The organism is Agrococcus carbonis, assembly GCF_900104705.1.
Taxonomy (GTDB): Bacteria; Actinomycetota; Actinomycetes; order Actinomycetales; family Microbacteriaceae; genus Agrococcus; species Agrococcus carbonis.
In genome coordinates this window covers 2,537,866-2,550,659 of record NZ_LT629734.1, presented here as the reverse complement: position 1 = coordinate 2,550,659, position 12,794 = coordinate 2,537,866, and the positions used below count along the sequence as shown (strand labels likewise).

General features: G+C 72.3%; 13 protein-coding genes. All 13 read right to left on the bottom strand.

Annotation, left to right across the window (positions count from 1 at the left end; genetic code table 11):
* Positions 1-6 precede the first annotated feature (6 nt).
* Positions 7-768 (bottom strand): pseudouridine synthase, encoded by a 762-nt coding sequence (locus BLT67_RS12225; protein ID WP_231945496.1) that lies wholly within the window; start codon positions 766-768, stop codon positions 7-9.
* Positions 765-1,460, bottom strand: coding sequence for an SMC-Scp complex subunit ScpB (scpB, locus tag BLT67_RS13770; RefSeq protein WP_172802023.1), 696 nt, complete (start codon positions 1,458-1,460; stop codon positions 765-767). The genes BLT67_RS12225 and scpB overlap by 4 nt, the downstream gene beginning before the upstream one ends.
* Complete coding sequence (locus BLT67_RS12220; RefSeq protein ID WP_092667266.1) at positions 1,447-2,343, bottom strand: segregation and condensation protein A; 897 nt, start codon at positions 2,341-2,343, stop codon at positions 1,447-1,449. Before BLT67_RS12220 ends, scpB begins: the two co-directional genes overlap by 14 nt.
* Before the next feature lie 8 nt (positions 2,344-2,351).
* Positions 2,352-3,200 carry a ParA family protein gene (locus tag BLT67_RS12215; protein WP_092667667.1) on the bottom strand — a complete coding sequence of 283 codons (849 nt, stop codon included), beginning with the start codon at positions 3,198-3,200 and terminating at the stop codon, positions 2,352-2,354.
* Between the two features lie 608 nt (positions 3,201-3,808).
* Positions 3,809-4,831 carry a RelA/SpoT domain-containing protein gene (locus BLT67_RS12210; protein ID WP_092667265.1) on the bottom strand — a complete coding sequence of 341 codons (1,023 nt, stop codon included), beginning with the start codon at positions 4,829-4,831 and terminating at the stop codon, positions 3,809-3,811.
* A 55-nt stretch (positions 4,832-4,886) separates the two neighbouring features.
* The gene (locus BLT67_RS12205; protein WP_092667264.1) at positions 4,887-5,849 is read right to left on the bottom strand and encodes a site-specific tyrosine recombinase XerD; all 963 of its coding nucleotides are present in this window, start codon (positions 5,847-5,849) and stop codon (positions 4,887-4,889) included.
* Entirely contained in the window at positions 5,846-6,460 is a 615-nt protein-coding gene (locus BLT67_RS12200) for an NUDIX domain-containing protein (RefSeq protein ID WP_092667263.1), read from the bottom strand. The genes BLT67_RS12205 and BLT67_RS12200 overlap by 4 nt, the downstream gene beginning before the upstream one ends.
* Positions 6,457-8,145, bottom strand: a complete 1,689-nt coding sequence (locus BLT67_RS12195) for a CTP synthase (protein WP_092667666.1) — start codon at positions 8,143-8,145, stop codon at positions 6,457-6,459. The genes BLT67_RS12200 and BLT67_RS12195 overlap by 4 nt, the downstream gene beginning before the upstream one ends.
* A 71-nt stretch (positions 8,146-8,216) precedes the next feature.
* Complete coding sequence (recN, locus tag BLT67_RS12190) at positions 8,217-9,923, bottom strand: DNA repair protein RecN (RefSeq protein ID WP_092667262.1); 1,707 nt, start codon at positions 9,921-9,923, stop codon at positions 8,217-8,219.
* A complete protein-coding gene (locus BLT67_RS12185; RefSeq protein WP_231945495.1) occupies positions 9,920-10,822 on the bottom strand; it encodes an NAD kinase in 903 nt (300 codons plus the stop codon). The genes recN and BLT67_RS12185 overlap by 4 nt, the downstream gene beginning before the upstream one ends.
* Entirely contained in the window at positions 10,819-11,607 is a 789-nt protein-coding gene (locus tag BLT67_RS12180; RefSeq protein ID WP_092667260.1) for a TlyA family RNA methyltransferase, read from the bottom strand. Before BLT67_RS12180 ends, BLT67_RS12185 begins: the two co-directional genes overlap by 4 nt.
* Positions 11,600-11,743 carry a hypothetical protein gene (locus tag BLT67_RS13475; RefSeq protein ID WP_157674349.1) on the bottom strand — a complete coding sequence of 48 codons (144 nt, stop codon included), beginning with the start codon at positions 11,741-11,743 and terminating at the stop codon, positions 11,600-11,602. The genes BLT67_RS12180 and BLT67_RS13475 overlap by 8 nt, the downstream gene beginning before the upstream one ends.
* The gene (locus tag BLT67_RS12175; protein ID WP_231945494.1) at positions 11,740-12,735 is read right to left on the bottom strand and encodes an NAD-dependent epimerase/dehydratase family protein; all 996 of its coding nucleotides are present in this window, start codon (positions 12,733-12,735) and stop codon (positions 11,740-11,742) included. The genes BLT67_RS13475 and BLT67_RS12175 overlap by 4 nt, the downstream gene beginning before the upstream one ends.
* Positions 12,736-12,794 lie beyond the last annotated feature (59 nt).

Genomic DNA, 12,794 nt, shown 5'->3' with positions numbered 1-12,794 from the left:
GCTCCTTCAGGTCTTGGCGCCCCTCGCGAGGGTGAGGATGGCACCGCGCTCCATCGTAGTGAGTTCGCGTACCTGCCCCGACCGGAGCGTGCCCAGGTGCAGCGGCCCGAACGAGCGGCGCACGAGCTCGACCACCGGGTGCCCGACGTGGTCGAGCATCCGCCGCACGATGCGGTTGCGGCCCGAGTGGAGCGTCAGCTCGACCATCGAGTGGCCCTTCGACGGGCTGCCGACGAGCTTCGCGGCATCCGCGCGGATCGGTCCGTCCTCGAGCTCGAAGCCGTCGAGCAGGCGCCGGATGACGCGCTGGTCGACGCTCCCCCGCACCTTCGCGACGTAGGTCTTCTCGACGCCGAAGGACGGATGCGCGAGCACGTGCGCGAGCTCGCCGTCGTTGGTGAGGATGAGGAGGCCCGACGTGTCGGCGTCGAGGCGACCGACGTTGTAGACGCGCTCGTCGATGTCGGCGAGGAAGCCGCGGAGGTCGGGCCGGCCGCGCTCGTCGCTCATGGTCGAGACGACGCCGGTGGGCTTGTTGAGCATGAGGTAGCGCTTCGTCGTGTCGAGCTGCACCGCGGTGCCGTCGACCGTGACGCGAGCGTCGGGGCGGATGCGGGTGCCGAGCTCGGTGACGACGCGGCCGTCGACCGTGATGCGGCCCGCGACGATCATGTCCTCGACGACGCGGCGGCTCGCGACGCCGGCGGCGGCGAGCACCTTCTGCAGGCGCTCGCCCTCGGCGCCTTCGTGGCGGTCGGTGCGGTTCACAGCGGCAGCTCCTCCTCGCCGTCGGGCAGCAGCGGCGAGATCGGCGGCAGCTCGTCGAGCGAGTTCAGGCCCAGCTGCGTCAGCAGCAGCTCGGTGGTCTCGTAGTGGATGGCGCCCGTCTCCGAGTCGGCGAACGCCTCGCGGATGAGACCGCGGCCGAGCAGCGTGCGCACGACCGAGTCGACGTTGACGGCGCGGATCGCCGCGACGGCGCCGCGCGTGATGGGCTGCTTGTAGGCGATGACGGCGAGCGTCTCGAGCGCGGCTTGCGAGAGTCGCGTGGGCGTCTGGGTGAGCACGAAGTCGGCGGCGTCGACGTCGTAGCCCTCGCGCACGTAGATGCGCCAGCCGCCACCGACCTCGCGCAGCTCGAAGCCGCGCTCGGGGCCCGCCGGCCGATCGCCGACGGGCTTGCCGTCGTAGTCGTCGCGGAGAGCCTCGATCGCCGCCTTGACCGCCTTCACGGGCGCGCGCAGCGCCGTCGCGAGGTGCACCGCGCCCTGCGGCTCGTCGGCGACCATGAGGATCGCCTCGATGCGGCGCTCGAGCGGCAGGTGCGAGCGGTCGGGCTCGGCGGCCTCGGCGGGAGCGCCCCCGCGGATCTCGCTCGGGGCGGCCTCGGCCGCATCCTCCGCGTCCGCGACCGCGTCGGTCTCGGCCGCATCCGTCGTATCGGTCTCAGGCATGGTCATAGTCTGCCCCCAGGCTCACGAGGTCCTCGTCGCGGAAGTCATGGCCGGTCCAGCTGATGGAGAGCTCGCCCAGGGGCTCCAGCTGCTCGAAGGTGATGGCGGCGTGGCGGTAGAGCTCGAGCACCGCGAGGAAGCGCGCGACGACGACGCCGCGCGTGGCTTCGCCGGCGATGAGCTCGCGGAAGGTCGTCGAGCCCTTCGCGCGCAGGGTCGACACGATGTGCGCGGCCTGCTCGCGGATCGACACGAGCGGCGCGTGCAGGTGGGTGAGCCCGACGGTCGGGATCTCCTTCGGCGTGAGGGCGAGGAGCGCGAGCGCGGCGAAGTCGTCTGCCGAGAGCGTCCACTTGAGCTCGGGGGTGCGCTGCCGGAAGCGCTCCTCGAGCCGCACCGACCGTGCGTGGCGGCCCGACTCGGCGCCGATCCGCTCGGCCATCCACAGCGCGGCCTGCTTGAACGCGCGGTACTGCAGCAGGCGCGCGAACAGCAGGTCGCGCGCCTCGAGCAGCGCGACGTCCTCGCTGTCGACGACGTCGCCCGCCGGCAGCAGCGAGGCGATCTTGAGGTCGAGCAGCGTCGCCGCGACGACGATGAACTCGCTCGCCTGCTCGAGCTCCTCCTGCGTGTCGAGCGTGCGCACGTAGGCGATGAACTCGTTCGTCACGCGACTGAGGGCGATCTCGGTGACATCCATCGAGCGGTTGCCGATGAGCGTGAGCAGCAGGTCGAACGGGCCGTCGAAGTTGTCGAGCGCGAGGCGGAAGCCGACCGCCTCGGGATGGGATGCCTCAGCGTCCGCCGCGGTGGCCCCTTCGCCGCCCGGCCCCGGTGCTTCGGGTTCGGGCGTCGGCGCGGACGCGTCGACGTCGGACGATGGCGGCACGGTCCGCGTCAGGCGATGGCGCCGCGCGCGATGAGCTCGCGCGCGAGCTGGCGGTAGATCGCAGCCGCTGCGTGCTCGGGGGCGAACTGCGTCACGGGCACCCCCGCGACGGATGCGTCGGGGAACTTGACCGTGCGGCGCACGACGGTCTCGAGCACAGTGTCGCCGAACGCATCCACCACCCGCTCCATCACCTCGCGCGCGTGCAGCGTGCGGGCGTCGTACATCGTGACGAGGATGCCGTCGAGCTCGAGCGCCGGGTTCAGGCGGTCCTGCACCTTCTCGATCGTCTCGTTGAGCAGCGCGACGCCGCGGAGCGCGAAGAACTCGCTCTCGAGCGGGATGAGCACGCCGTGCGCGGCGGTGAGCGCGTTGATCGTGAGCAGGCCGAGCGAGGGCTGGCAGTCGATGAGGATGAGGTCGTAGTCGTCGGCGACCTTGCGCAGCACCCGCGCGAGGATCTGCTCGCGAGCGACCTCGTTGACGAGGTGCACCTCGGCGGCCGAGAGGTCGATGTTCGCCGGGATGATGTCGAGGCCCTCGACGCTCGTCGGCTGGATCGCCTCGCGCGGGTCGAGCTTGGGGTTGAGCAGCAGGTCGTAGACGGTCGTCGCGTCGTGGTTGTCGACGCCGAGGCCCGCGCTCAGCGCACCCTGCGGGTCGAAGTCGATCGCGAGCACGCGGCGGCCGTACTCGGCCACGGCGGCGCCGAGGTTGATCGAGGTCGTCGTCTTGCCGACGCCGCCCTTCTGGTTGCACATCGTGATGATGCGGGCGGGCCCGTGGCTCACGAGCGGCTCGGGCACCGGGAACTCCCGCTCCGGACGCCCGGTCGGCCCGAGCGCGGGTGCCTCCATGCCGGCCAGGGTCTCGGTGCTGTTGCTCACGCCTTCGAGTGTAGGAACCTCGGCGCGCCTTGCGCGGTAGCCGCATCCGGCGTGTATCTCAACCTCTGGTTGAGGCTCTGCCGCAGGCTGCTGGCCGCGGAGCGCTGGCAGCGGTTCTCGAACGAGACGTTTTCAGGGCGCCGGTCGTCACATGTAGCGACCGCAGTCGCTGTTGGCGCAGGCGCGGAGCCCGAACGCGAAACGGCGTCAAGCGGCCCTCCTTCGGATCTGATCGGCGTGGATGTCGACCCGTGGCCGTCCGGATCCTCGACAGTGGCGTGGCGCTGGCCCAGGGCACATGGCTCGACTCAGGCACCGCTCGGAGGCCAAGAGCCGCGAGCCGCTGTGCCGTGGCATCGACCCTCACCGGGGCTGTCGCAGCGACCCGCGAGCAAATGATGACTCTGCCCCGTCACGCGCCGGTAGCCAGGCTCGAATGAGCACACCGTCTCCTTGGTGTCCCACATCAGCCGCACCGCACCGAGGCGAGCGGCCCGGGTTCGGCTATGCGACGTTCGGGCTGCGCCCACCGAGGAGCATGGGCGCGCGCCCGCGTCCACCGATGCGATAAACCGGCGTCAAGCCAGAAAGCGATCGAGGATCTTCACGAAGTGGGCCGTGTCCCCGAAGTAGTTCGGATAGGCGGCGCGAAGAGCGTTGATCGAGTCTGCAGCCACCAGAACAACGTCTTGATGAGGCTCCGAGCGCGCCTCCATGACCGCGTATGCCGCCTCTGCGTCTTCTTGCCGAGCAAAACTCGAGAACGCGAGGGTGTTTTCGAGCGAATCCAGTACCAGTAGCACGTAGTTTCCTGAAGCCGCTTGTTGCTCCACAACTTGCACGGCCTTCGCCCAGCCAGACAACTTGTCGCGGACACGCAATCCGCCTTCCAGGTCCGTTAGCCGTTCACGAATGACCGTTGCTGAATCCGGCGTTCCAGGCACCGTGGGTGCGCCTTCCTCCAGTGCGATCGCGGAGGAAGCAAGCCTGAAGAACTCCCGCCAGTCAGCGTCGCCCTCGCCAGACTTCAGCGCCTGGCTCGTGAACGTTCCCGCCGTTTCGACCGCTGTCGCCCAAGCGTGCTGCGCCTTGGTGCGGATCTGAACCTCGATCAACTGACCATTGTGGATCTCGGTCTTGTCGCTCCGATACTGATAGACCAAATGAATGCCGCGATATCCGTCGGGCTTGGGCTCCGCAATATAGTCCTTCGAACCCTGCAGTCGATGCTTGTGCTGACTCGCACGCATGGCAGCATCGACCTCCAGCACCGCCTGGATGTCGCGGACGACAGCCCTGCAACCCCCGAGGTCCTGCATCCGCGCCGCCCGCATCGCGGGGAACCGCGCAAGCTTCCTTACGATCGACGGCATTCGCTTGGTGCGCCGCGCAATAATCGCGTCGGGGTCGATCTTCGTTGCCTTGCTTCGAAGCGACATGGCGATGGTGTTGAGGGGGAACCCGTGTGACGAACGCCAGTTATTCACGACAGCAAGAGCTTCAGCCCTCTCTAAGTCGCTTGAAGTGTCGTCAATCAGGACCTCACCAGCGCGATTCACGGCGTTCTTGCTGTGAGCCGGTCGTGTCCAGCCATTAGTCATTCAGACACCGTATCGTTAGTCATTGAGACACCGCATTGTCAGGGCCACCAGACAATCATCTGGCCCGCGGGTGCGCGACCGTATACATATCGCGCAGCGTGTCGGCGGTCACGTGCGTGTAGATCTGCGTCGTCGCGACGGATGCGTGGCCCAGCAGCTCCTGCACCACGCGCACGTCGGCCCCGCCCTCGAGCAGGTGGGTCGCGAACGAGTGGCGGAAGGTGTGCGGCGAGACGCCCGGCACCCCGGCTTCCTCGGCGACGCGCTGGATGATCTCCCACGCCGCCTGCCGGCTCAGGCGCCCGCCGCGCACGCCGAGCAGCAGCGCAGGCGTGCCGCGCCCGTTCGCGGCGAGCGCCGCCCTCCCCCGCACGAGCCACGCGTCGAGCGCCGCCCGCGCGTAGGAGCCGATCGGCACGAGCCGCTGCTTGGCGCCCTTGCCCGTGACCCTGATGAGCGGATGCTCGGCGTCGGCGGGCGGCACGGCGTCGACATCGAGGGCGATCACCTCCGACACGCGCGCGCCGGTCGCGTAGAGCAGCTCGAGCAGCGCGCGATCGCGCAGCCGCGCCGGATCGACGGCCGCGCCGTCGCTCGCGGCCGAGCCGTCGCCCGAGCCGTCGCCTGGGTCGACATCCGCTCCCGCGACCTCGAGCAGCCGCTGCATCTGCGACACCGAGATGGCCTTCGGGAGCCTCTGCGGCAGCTTCGGCGGCCGCTGGTCGCGCGCGACGTCCTCGGCCGCGACGCGCTCGTCGACGAGCCAGCGGTGCAGCGCCTTCACGGCCGAGAGGTGCCGCGCGACCGACGACGCCGCGAGCGCCCGGTCGGCGAGCGCCGCGCGGAACGCCGCGACGTCCTCGCCCGTGATGGCCGACGCATCCGTCACCCCCCGCGCCTCGAGCACCTCAAGGTAGCCGGCGAGGTCGCGGCGGTATGCGGCGACCGTGTGCTTCGACAGGCCGCGCTCGATCGCGAGCTGCCGCAGCAGCCGCTCGACGGCCTGCTGCGGCGTCATGCCGGGCGGGGCCGGTGCCAGTCGAACGACAGGTCGGCGGGGTGCGCATCGGCGCCCCGCTCGCGCAGCTGCGTGAGCGCGAGCATCGCCGCGAGCAGCGTCGCGTTGTGCAGCCGCAGGCTGCTCGCCGCCTCGAGGATCTCGGCGAGCGGCACCCAGCGGCGCTCCATCTCGGCCTCCTCGTGCTCGCGCGCGTGCGCTTCGGGCAGCTCGCGCACGTCGGTCGCGAGGTAGACCCGGATCATCTCGGTCGAGCCGCCCCCGGTCGTCGAGACGTCGATGAGCGTGCGCCACGTGACCGCCTCGAGGTCGGCCTCCTCGGCGAGCTCGCGCCGGGCCCCGGTGAGCGGATCCTCGCCGTCGACGTCGAGCAGCCCCGCGGGCAGCTCCCACAGCGTGCCGCCCGCGGGATGCCGGTACTGGTGCACGAGCATCACCTCGTCGGCGTCGTTCAGCGCGACGACGGCGACCGCCCCCGGGTGCACGATCACCTCGCGGCGGATGCGCTGGCCGCCGAAGTCGAACTCCTCGGCCTCGACGTCCCAGATGCGCCCGTCGAACAGCCGCTCGCGCGCGAGCACCGGCTGGCGGCCGAGCGCGTCGGCGATCATGCCTGCGCGGTCTCGGGCTGCGTCGCGGCCGCCTCGGACTCCTCGTCGGTCTCGTCGAAGAGCTTCGACGCGCGCTGGCGGTCGAGCGCCGCCTCGACGAGGCCGCGGAAGAGCGGATGCGCGCGGTTGGGCCGGCTGCGCAGCTCGGGGTGGGCCTGCGTGGCGATGTAGAACGGGTGGCCGGGCAGCTCGACGTACTCGACGAGCGTGCCGTCGGGCGACGTGCCGCTGAAGGCGAGCCCCGCCGCGCCGATCTGCTCGCGGTACGCGTTGTTGACCTCGTAGCGGTGGCGGTGGCGCTCGAACGAGACGGTGTCGCCGTAGAGCCGGGCGGCGAGCGAGCCCTCGTCGAGCTTCGCCTCGTAGAGCCCGAGGCGCATCGTGCCGCCGAGGTCGCCGCCGTGGATGTGCTGCTCCTGCTCGGCCATCGTCGCGATGACCGGCGCGGGCGAGTGCTCGTCGAACTCGGTCGAGGAGGCGCCCTCGATGCCGGCGAGGTTGCGCGCCGCCTCGATCACCATGCACTGCAGGCCCAGGCAGATGCCGAGCGTCGGGATCTCGTTCTCGCGCGTGAAGCGCAGCGCGCCGAGTTTGCCCTCGATGCCGCGGATGCCGAAGCCGCCGGGCACGACGATGCCGTCGACGTCGCTCAGGTGCGCCGCCGCGCCTTCGGGCGTCTCGCAGTCGTCCGAGCGGATCCAGCGCAGGTTCACCTTCGACTGGTTCGCGAAGCCGCCGGCCTTGATGGCCTCGGTCACCGACAGGTACGCATCCGGCAGGTCGATGTACTTGCCGACGAGCCCGATCGTGACCTCGTGCTTGGGCTGGTGCACGGCGTCGAGCACCGGCTGCCAGTGCGACCAGTCGACCTCGCCCGCGGTGAGCCCGAGCTGCCGGATGATGTGGCCGTCGAGACCCTGCCTGTTGAGGCTCGTCGGGATGTCGTAGATCGAGGGCAGGTCGACGGTGTTGACGACCGCCTCCTCCTCGACGTCGCACATGAGGGCGATTTTCTTGCGGTTCGACTCGCTCACCGGCCGGTCGCTGCGCAGCACGAGCGCGTCGGGCTGGATGCCGATCGAGCGCAGCGTCGCGACGGAGTGCTGCGTCGGCTTCGTCTTCTGCTCGCCGGAGGCGCCGAGGAACGGCACGAGCGAGACGTGCACGAAGAAGACGTTGCCGCGGCCGAGCTCGTGCCGCAGCTGGCGCGCGGACTCGATGAACGGCTGCGACTCGATGTCGCCGACCGTGCCGCCGATCTCGGTGATGATGACGTCGGGCTGCGGGCTCTGCTCGGCCTGCAGGCGCATGCGGCGCTTGATCTCGTCGGAGATGTGCGGGATGACCTGCACCGTGTCGCCGAGGTACTCGCCGCGGCGTTCGCGCTCGATGACGCGGGAGTAGATCTGGCCGGTCGTGACGTTCGCGGCCTGCGAGAGGCTGACGTCGAGGAAGCGCTCGTAGTGGCCGATGTCGAGGTCGGTCTCGGCGCCGTCGTCGGTGACGAACACCTCGCCGTGCTGGAACGGGTTCATCGTGCCCGGGTCGACGTTCAGGTACGGGTCGAGCTTCTGCATCACGACGTGCAGGCCCCGCGCGGTCAGCAGGTTGCCGAGCGAAGCGGCCGTGAGGCCCTTGCCGAGCGACGACACGACGCCGCCGGTGACGAAGATCTGCTTGGTCACCTTCGGCGGGGCCGGGGTGTCCGTGGGCTGCTGGTCGGCGGCTGGCGCAACGAGGTTCACGGGCTTCGAGCCTATCCCACCACTCGCGCATCTTCGAGCAACTCGCGGGCGTGCGCGAGCGCGGTCTCGGATGCGGTGCCCGAGAGCATGCGGGCGAGCTCGGCGAGGCGCTCCTCGCCGTCGACGCGCGTCACCTGGGATGCGGTGATGCGGCCGTCGGTGCCCTTCTCGACCCGCACGTGGTGCTCGGCGAAGGCCGCGACCTGCGCGAGGTGCGTGACGACGATCACTTGGCAGTGCTCGGCGAGCCGCGCGAGGCGTCGGCCGATCTCGATCGCCGCGGCGCCGCCGACGCCAGCGTCGACCTCGTCGAACACCATCGTCGGCACGCTCTCGTCGGCGAGCGCGACCTCGAGCGCGAGCATGATGCGGCTGAGCTCGCCGCCGGAGGCGCCCTTCTGGATCGGGCGCGGCTCGGCGCCCGGGTGGGGCGCGAGCAGCATCGTCACGCGGTCGCGGCCGAGCGGTCCGAGCGCCTCGACCTGGGCGACCTCGACAACGAGCCGGGCGTTCGGCATCGCGAGCGCCGCGAGCTCGTCGCCGACCGCGGCCTCGAGGCGCCGCGCCGCGTCCTGGCGCAGCGCGCTTAGCCGGTCGGCGAGCGCCGTCGCGGCCTCGAGGCGCCGCTGCTCCTCCGCGGCGAGCAGCGCGAGCTGCTCGTCGTCGCCGTCGAGCTCGGCGAGCCGCAGCGCGTTCGCCGGCGCCTCCTCGAGCGCCACCTCGAGCGGGCGGCCGAGGCGTCGCTCGAGGCCGCTGAGGTCGGCGCGGCGCTGCTGCACCTCGTCGAGGCTGCGCTCGGGCCGCTCGAGATCCTCGAGCGCCTTCACGATCGACGCCGACGCCTCCTGCAGCAGCGCATCCGCCTGCACGAGCAGGTCGAGCGCCTCCGTGAGCGCCGCGTCGTCGGTCGAGGCTCGCTCGACGAGGCGTCGCGCCGTGCCGGCCTGCACGATCGCGCTGCGCGTCACCGCATCCGCCGCATCATCGCCCGAGAGCGCCGCGTGCGCCTCGGCGAGCTCGGCCCGCAGCGACTCGGAGTGCTCGAGCCTGCCCGCGATCGCGGCGAGCTCGTCCTGCTCCCCCGGCTGCGGGTCGAACGCCTCGAGCTCCTCGAGCTCGGCGCGGATCGACGCGGCTTCGGCGGCGCGCGCATCGTGCTGGGTGCGGATGCGCTCCGCCGCGTCGCGCGCATCCGTCCACGCCGTGTGCTCCATGCGGTACTCGGCGAGCAGCCGCTCGAGCGGCTCGCCGGCCGCGCGGTCGAGCGCCGCCGCCTGCGCCTCGGCGGAGCGCAGCCGCTGCTGGTCCGACTGCCCGTGCACGGCGACGAGCCGATCGGCGAGATCGCGCAGCAGCCCCGCGGGCACCGCCGCGCCACCGGCCTGGGCGCGCGAGCGCACCGAGCCCTCGGGCCCGCGCGAGATGCCGCGGCCGAGGATGAGCTCGCCGTCGTCGACGGTGCCGCCCGCGTCCTCGACGAGCGCCGTCGCCTCGGCGTCGTCCACGAGCCACACGCCCTGGACCGCGGCGCGGTCGGAGCCCGCGCGGATGACGCCGGCGTCGGCCCGCTCGCCGCGCAGGAGCGCGAGCGCCTGCACGACCATCGTCTTGCCCGCGCCCGTCTCGCCGGTGATCGCCGTGAAGCCGGCGCCGACGGGCACGCGGGCGTCGTCGATCACGCCGAGCGATCGGATGGTGAGCTCGTCGAGACGCGTCATGCCCGCTTCCTCCGGAAGCCCTCGACGGGCAGGTGGAACTTCGCCACGAGCCGGTCGGCGAACGGCGCGCTCGTGAGGCGGGCGAGCCGCAGCGGCCGCTCGTCGCGGGTCGCCTCGACGCGCGTGCCCGGCGGCAGCTCGAACGAGCGCCGCGAGTCGCACCACAGCACCGCCGCGCTCGTCGAGTCGTCGGCGATCGTGACGGTCATGGTCGAGGTGGGCGCGACGACGAGGGGCCGGGTGAAGAGCGCGTGCGCGCCGAGCGGCACGAGCAGCAGCACCTCGGCGATAGGCCACACGATCGGGCCGCCGGCCGAGAAGGAGTAGGCGGTCGAGCCCGTCGGCGTGGCGAGCAGCACCGCGTCGGTGCCGTAGGAGGAGATGGGCCGCCCGTCGATCTCGAGCAGCGTCGAGATCATGCGGCCCGACCCGGCCTTCTCGACGGCGGCCTCGTTGATGGCCCATGTCTGGTGCAGCAGCTCGTCCTGCCGGAAGACGCGCACGCACAGCACGAGCCGCTGCTCGACCTCGTAGTCGGCGCGCAGCGCGCGCTCGACCACCTCGTCGATGTCGGCGACCTCGGCCTCTGCGAGGAAGCCCACGTGCCCGAGGTTGATCCCCAGCAGCGGCGCGCCGATCTCGCGCTGCAGCTCGGCGGCGCGCAGGATCGTGCCGTCGCCGCCGAGGGTCATGATCAGCTCGACATCGGGCGCATCGCTCGGCTCGTAGGGCTCGACCGCGTCGAGGCCCTCGCGGCCCTCGAGCAGCACGGCGCGGTCGTCGGCGAGCACGACGGGGATGACGCCCGCCGCGAGCAGCCGTCCCGCGATCGTCGCCGCGGTCTCCACCGCCTCGGCGCGCCCAGGGTGGAACGCGAGCACGAACCTGCGATCGCTCACCGCGCCTCCCTCGCCAGTCGGACGGACTCCCCAAGCCATTCTGTCGGATTCGCGCCCCGCACCGCCGAGAGGTGGGCGAGGTACTCGAGGTTGCCGCGCGTGCCGGCGATGGGGCTGCCGATGAGCCCGGCCGTGCCGAGCCCCGCATCCCACGCGGCCCACAGCACCTGCTCGATCGCCTGCGCGCGCAGCGTCGCATCGGTCACGAGCCCGGCGCGCACGCCCGTGCGGCCCACCTCGAACTGCGGCTTGATGAGCACGATCCAGTCGGCGCCGGGTGCGGCGACGCCGGCGAGCGGCTCGATCGCGAGCGTGAGCGAGATGAACGAGAGGTCGGCGACGACGACGGTCGGCGCGGGCTGCAGCGAGCCGGGTTCGAGGTCGCGCACGTTCTGCCCCTCGATGAGGGTGATCGGATGCGCGTCGACGTCGAGCTGGAACTGGTCGTGGCCGACGTCGAGGGCCGTGACGTGCGCGGCGCCGCGCGCGAGGAGCACCTGGGTGAAGCCGCCGGTCGAGGCGCCCGCGTCGAGCGCGACGCGGCCCGCGGGGTCGACGTCGAACGCCTCGAGGGCCGCGAGCAGCTTGTGCGCGGCGCGCGAGACCCACGGGTCGCCGCCCGCGACGTCGAGCTCCGCCTCCACGGCGACCTTGGCGCTCGCCTTCCGCACGTCGCGGCCGTCGACCCGCACGAGCCCCGCCGCGATGAGCTGCTGGGCCTGCGTGCGGCTGCGGGCGAGCCCGCGCTCGACGAGCGCCTGGTCGAGCCGCAGCTGCTCAGCCACGCACGGCGCCGAGCTCGGCCTGCAGCTTGTCGTGGATGCGCGCGAGGTGCTCGGCGCGCTCCTCGAGCGGCTGCTGCTCGAGGAGCTCGAGCTCGTCGACGAGCCCGTCGGTCGCGCGATCGTCGTGCTCGGTCATGACAGCGAGGCTAGCGAATCGATCGCGGCGAGCTCGTCGGCGCGCGCGAGCCTGTGGGGAGCGGGCCGGTCGAGCCCGAGGGCCCGCTCGTCGGCGAGCGCCGCCGCGAGCGTGTCGCGATGCGGCCGGTGCCGGCCGCCCGCGGCGCGGTAGCGGGCGCTCGAGCGCTGCGCGTGCGTCTCGAGCGCGGCGGGCAGCGTGAGCGGCAGCGCGCGCGGGCCGGCCCAGTGCTCGATGCCGAGCGCCTCGAGCTGCGCGTCGCTCGCCCGCACCAGCTCCCCCGTGTGCCCCGCGAGCTCGCGCGCGAGCGCGAGGTGCTCGTGCAGCGGGACGACGGGACCGACGGCGTTGACGACGCCGCCGAGCGACGGCGCCAGCTCGACGAGGAAGGCGACGAGGTCGCGCACGTCGATCGTCTGCGTCGGCTGGTCTCGGGCCGGGACGAGCACGGGCCCCTCGCCCGCGAGCGCGAGCCGGGCGACCCAGTGCCCGAAGCGGCCGCTGCCGTCGCCCGGCCCGCCGATCAGCCCGGGGCGCACGATCGCGAGCCGATCCCCCAGCCGCTCGCGCGCCGCGCGCTCGATCCAGGCCTTCGCGCCGCCGTAGTCGTCGCCGCTCTCGTCCTCCGCCACCAGCTCGTCGTCCTCGTCGGCGCCCGCCGGCGCGCCCTCGACGCGCTGCGCGGAGACCGAGGAGACGAACGTCCAGTGCGCAGCGCGCTCCCCGAGCGCCTCGAGCGCGCCGGCCGCGTGCCGCGGCACGCTCGTGACATCGACGACCTCGTCCCACTCCCCGGCCAGCGCGTCGTACGCATCCGCCCGTCCTCGATCGCCGACGACGAGCCGGGCGCCGTCGGGCGCTTCCCCGCCGACGCCGCGCGCGAGGCACGTGACCTCGGCGCCGCGGTCGAGGTGCGCCGCGGCCACGCGCCCGCCGACCCACCGGGTGCCGCCGAGCACGAGCACGCGCGCCGGCGTCTGCATCGCTGCCATGCGTCCAGCCCACCACGGCCGGCGCCCGTCGCGCACCGCGGTTCGCCGACGGCGCACCG

Excerpts from the sequence above, each read along its gene's own strand:
- BLT67_RS12200 (WP_092667263.1), bottom strand. The coding sequence starts at position 6,460 with ATGATCGCCGACGCGCTCGGCCGCCAGCCGGTGCTCGCGCGCGAGCGG.
- BLT67_RS13475 (WP_157674349.1), bottom strand. The coding sequence starts at position 11,743 with ATGACCGAGCACGACGATCGCGCGACCGACGGGCTCGTCGACGAGCTC.
- BLT67_RS12175 (WP_231945494.1), bottom strand. The coding sequence starts at position 12,735 with ATGGCAGCGATGCAGACGCCGGCGCGCGTGCTCGTGCTCGGCGGCACC.
- BLT67_RS12205 (WP_092667264.1), bottom strand. The coding sequence starts at position 5,849 with ATGACGCCGCAGCAGGCCGTCGAGCGGCTGCTGCGGCAGCTCGCGATC.
- scpB (WP_172802023.1), bottom strand. The coding sequence starts at position 1,460 with ATGACCATGCCTGAGACCGATACGACGGATGCGGCCGAGACCGACGCG.
- BLT67_RS12215 (WP_092667667.1), bottom strand. The coding sequence starts at position 3,200 with ATGGAGGCACCCGCGCTCGGGCCGACCGGGCGTCCGGAGCGGGAGTTC.
- BLT67_RS12210 (WP_092667265.1), bottom strand. The coding sequence starts at position 4,831 with ATGACTAATGGCTGGACACGACCGGCTCACAGCAAGAACGCCGTGAAT.
- recN (WP_092667262.1), bottom strand. The coding sequence starts at position 9,923 with ATGACGCGTCTCGACGAGCTCACCATCCGATCGCTCGGCGTGATCGAC.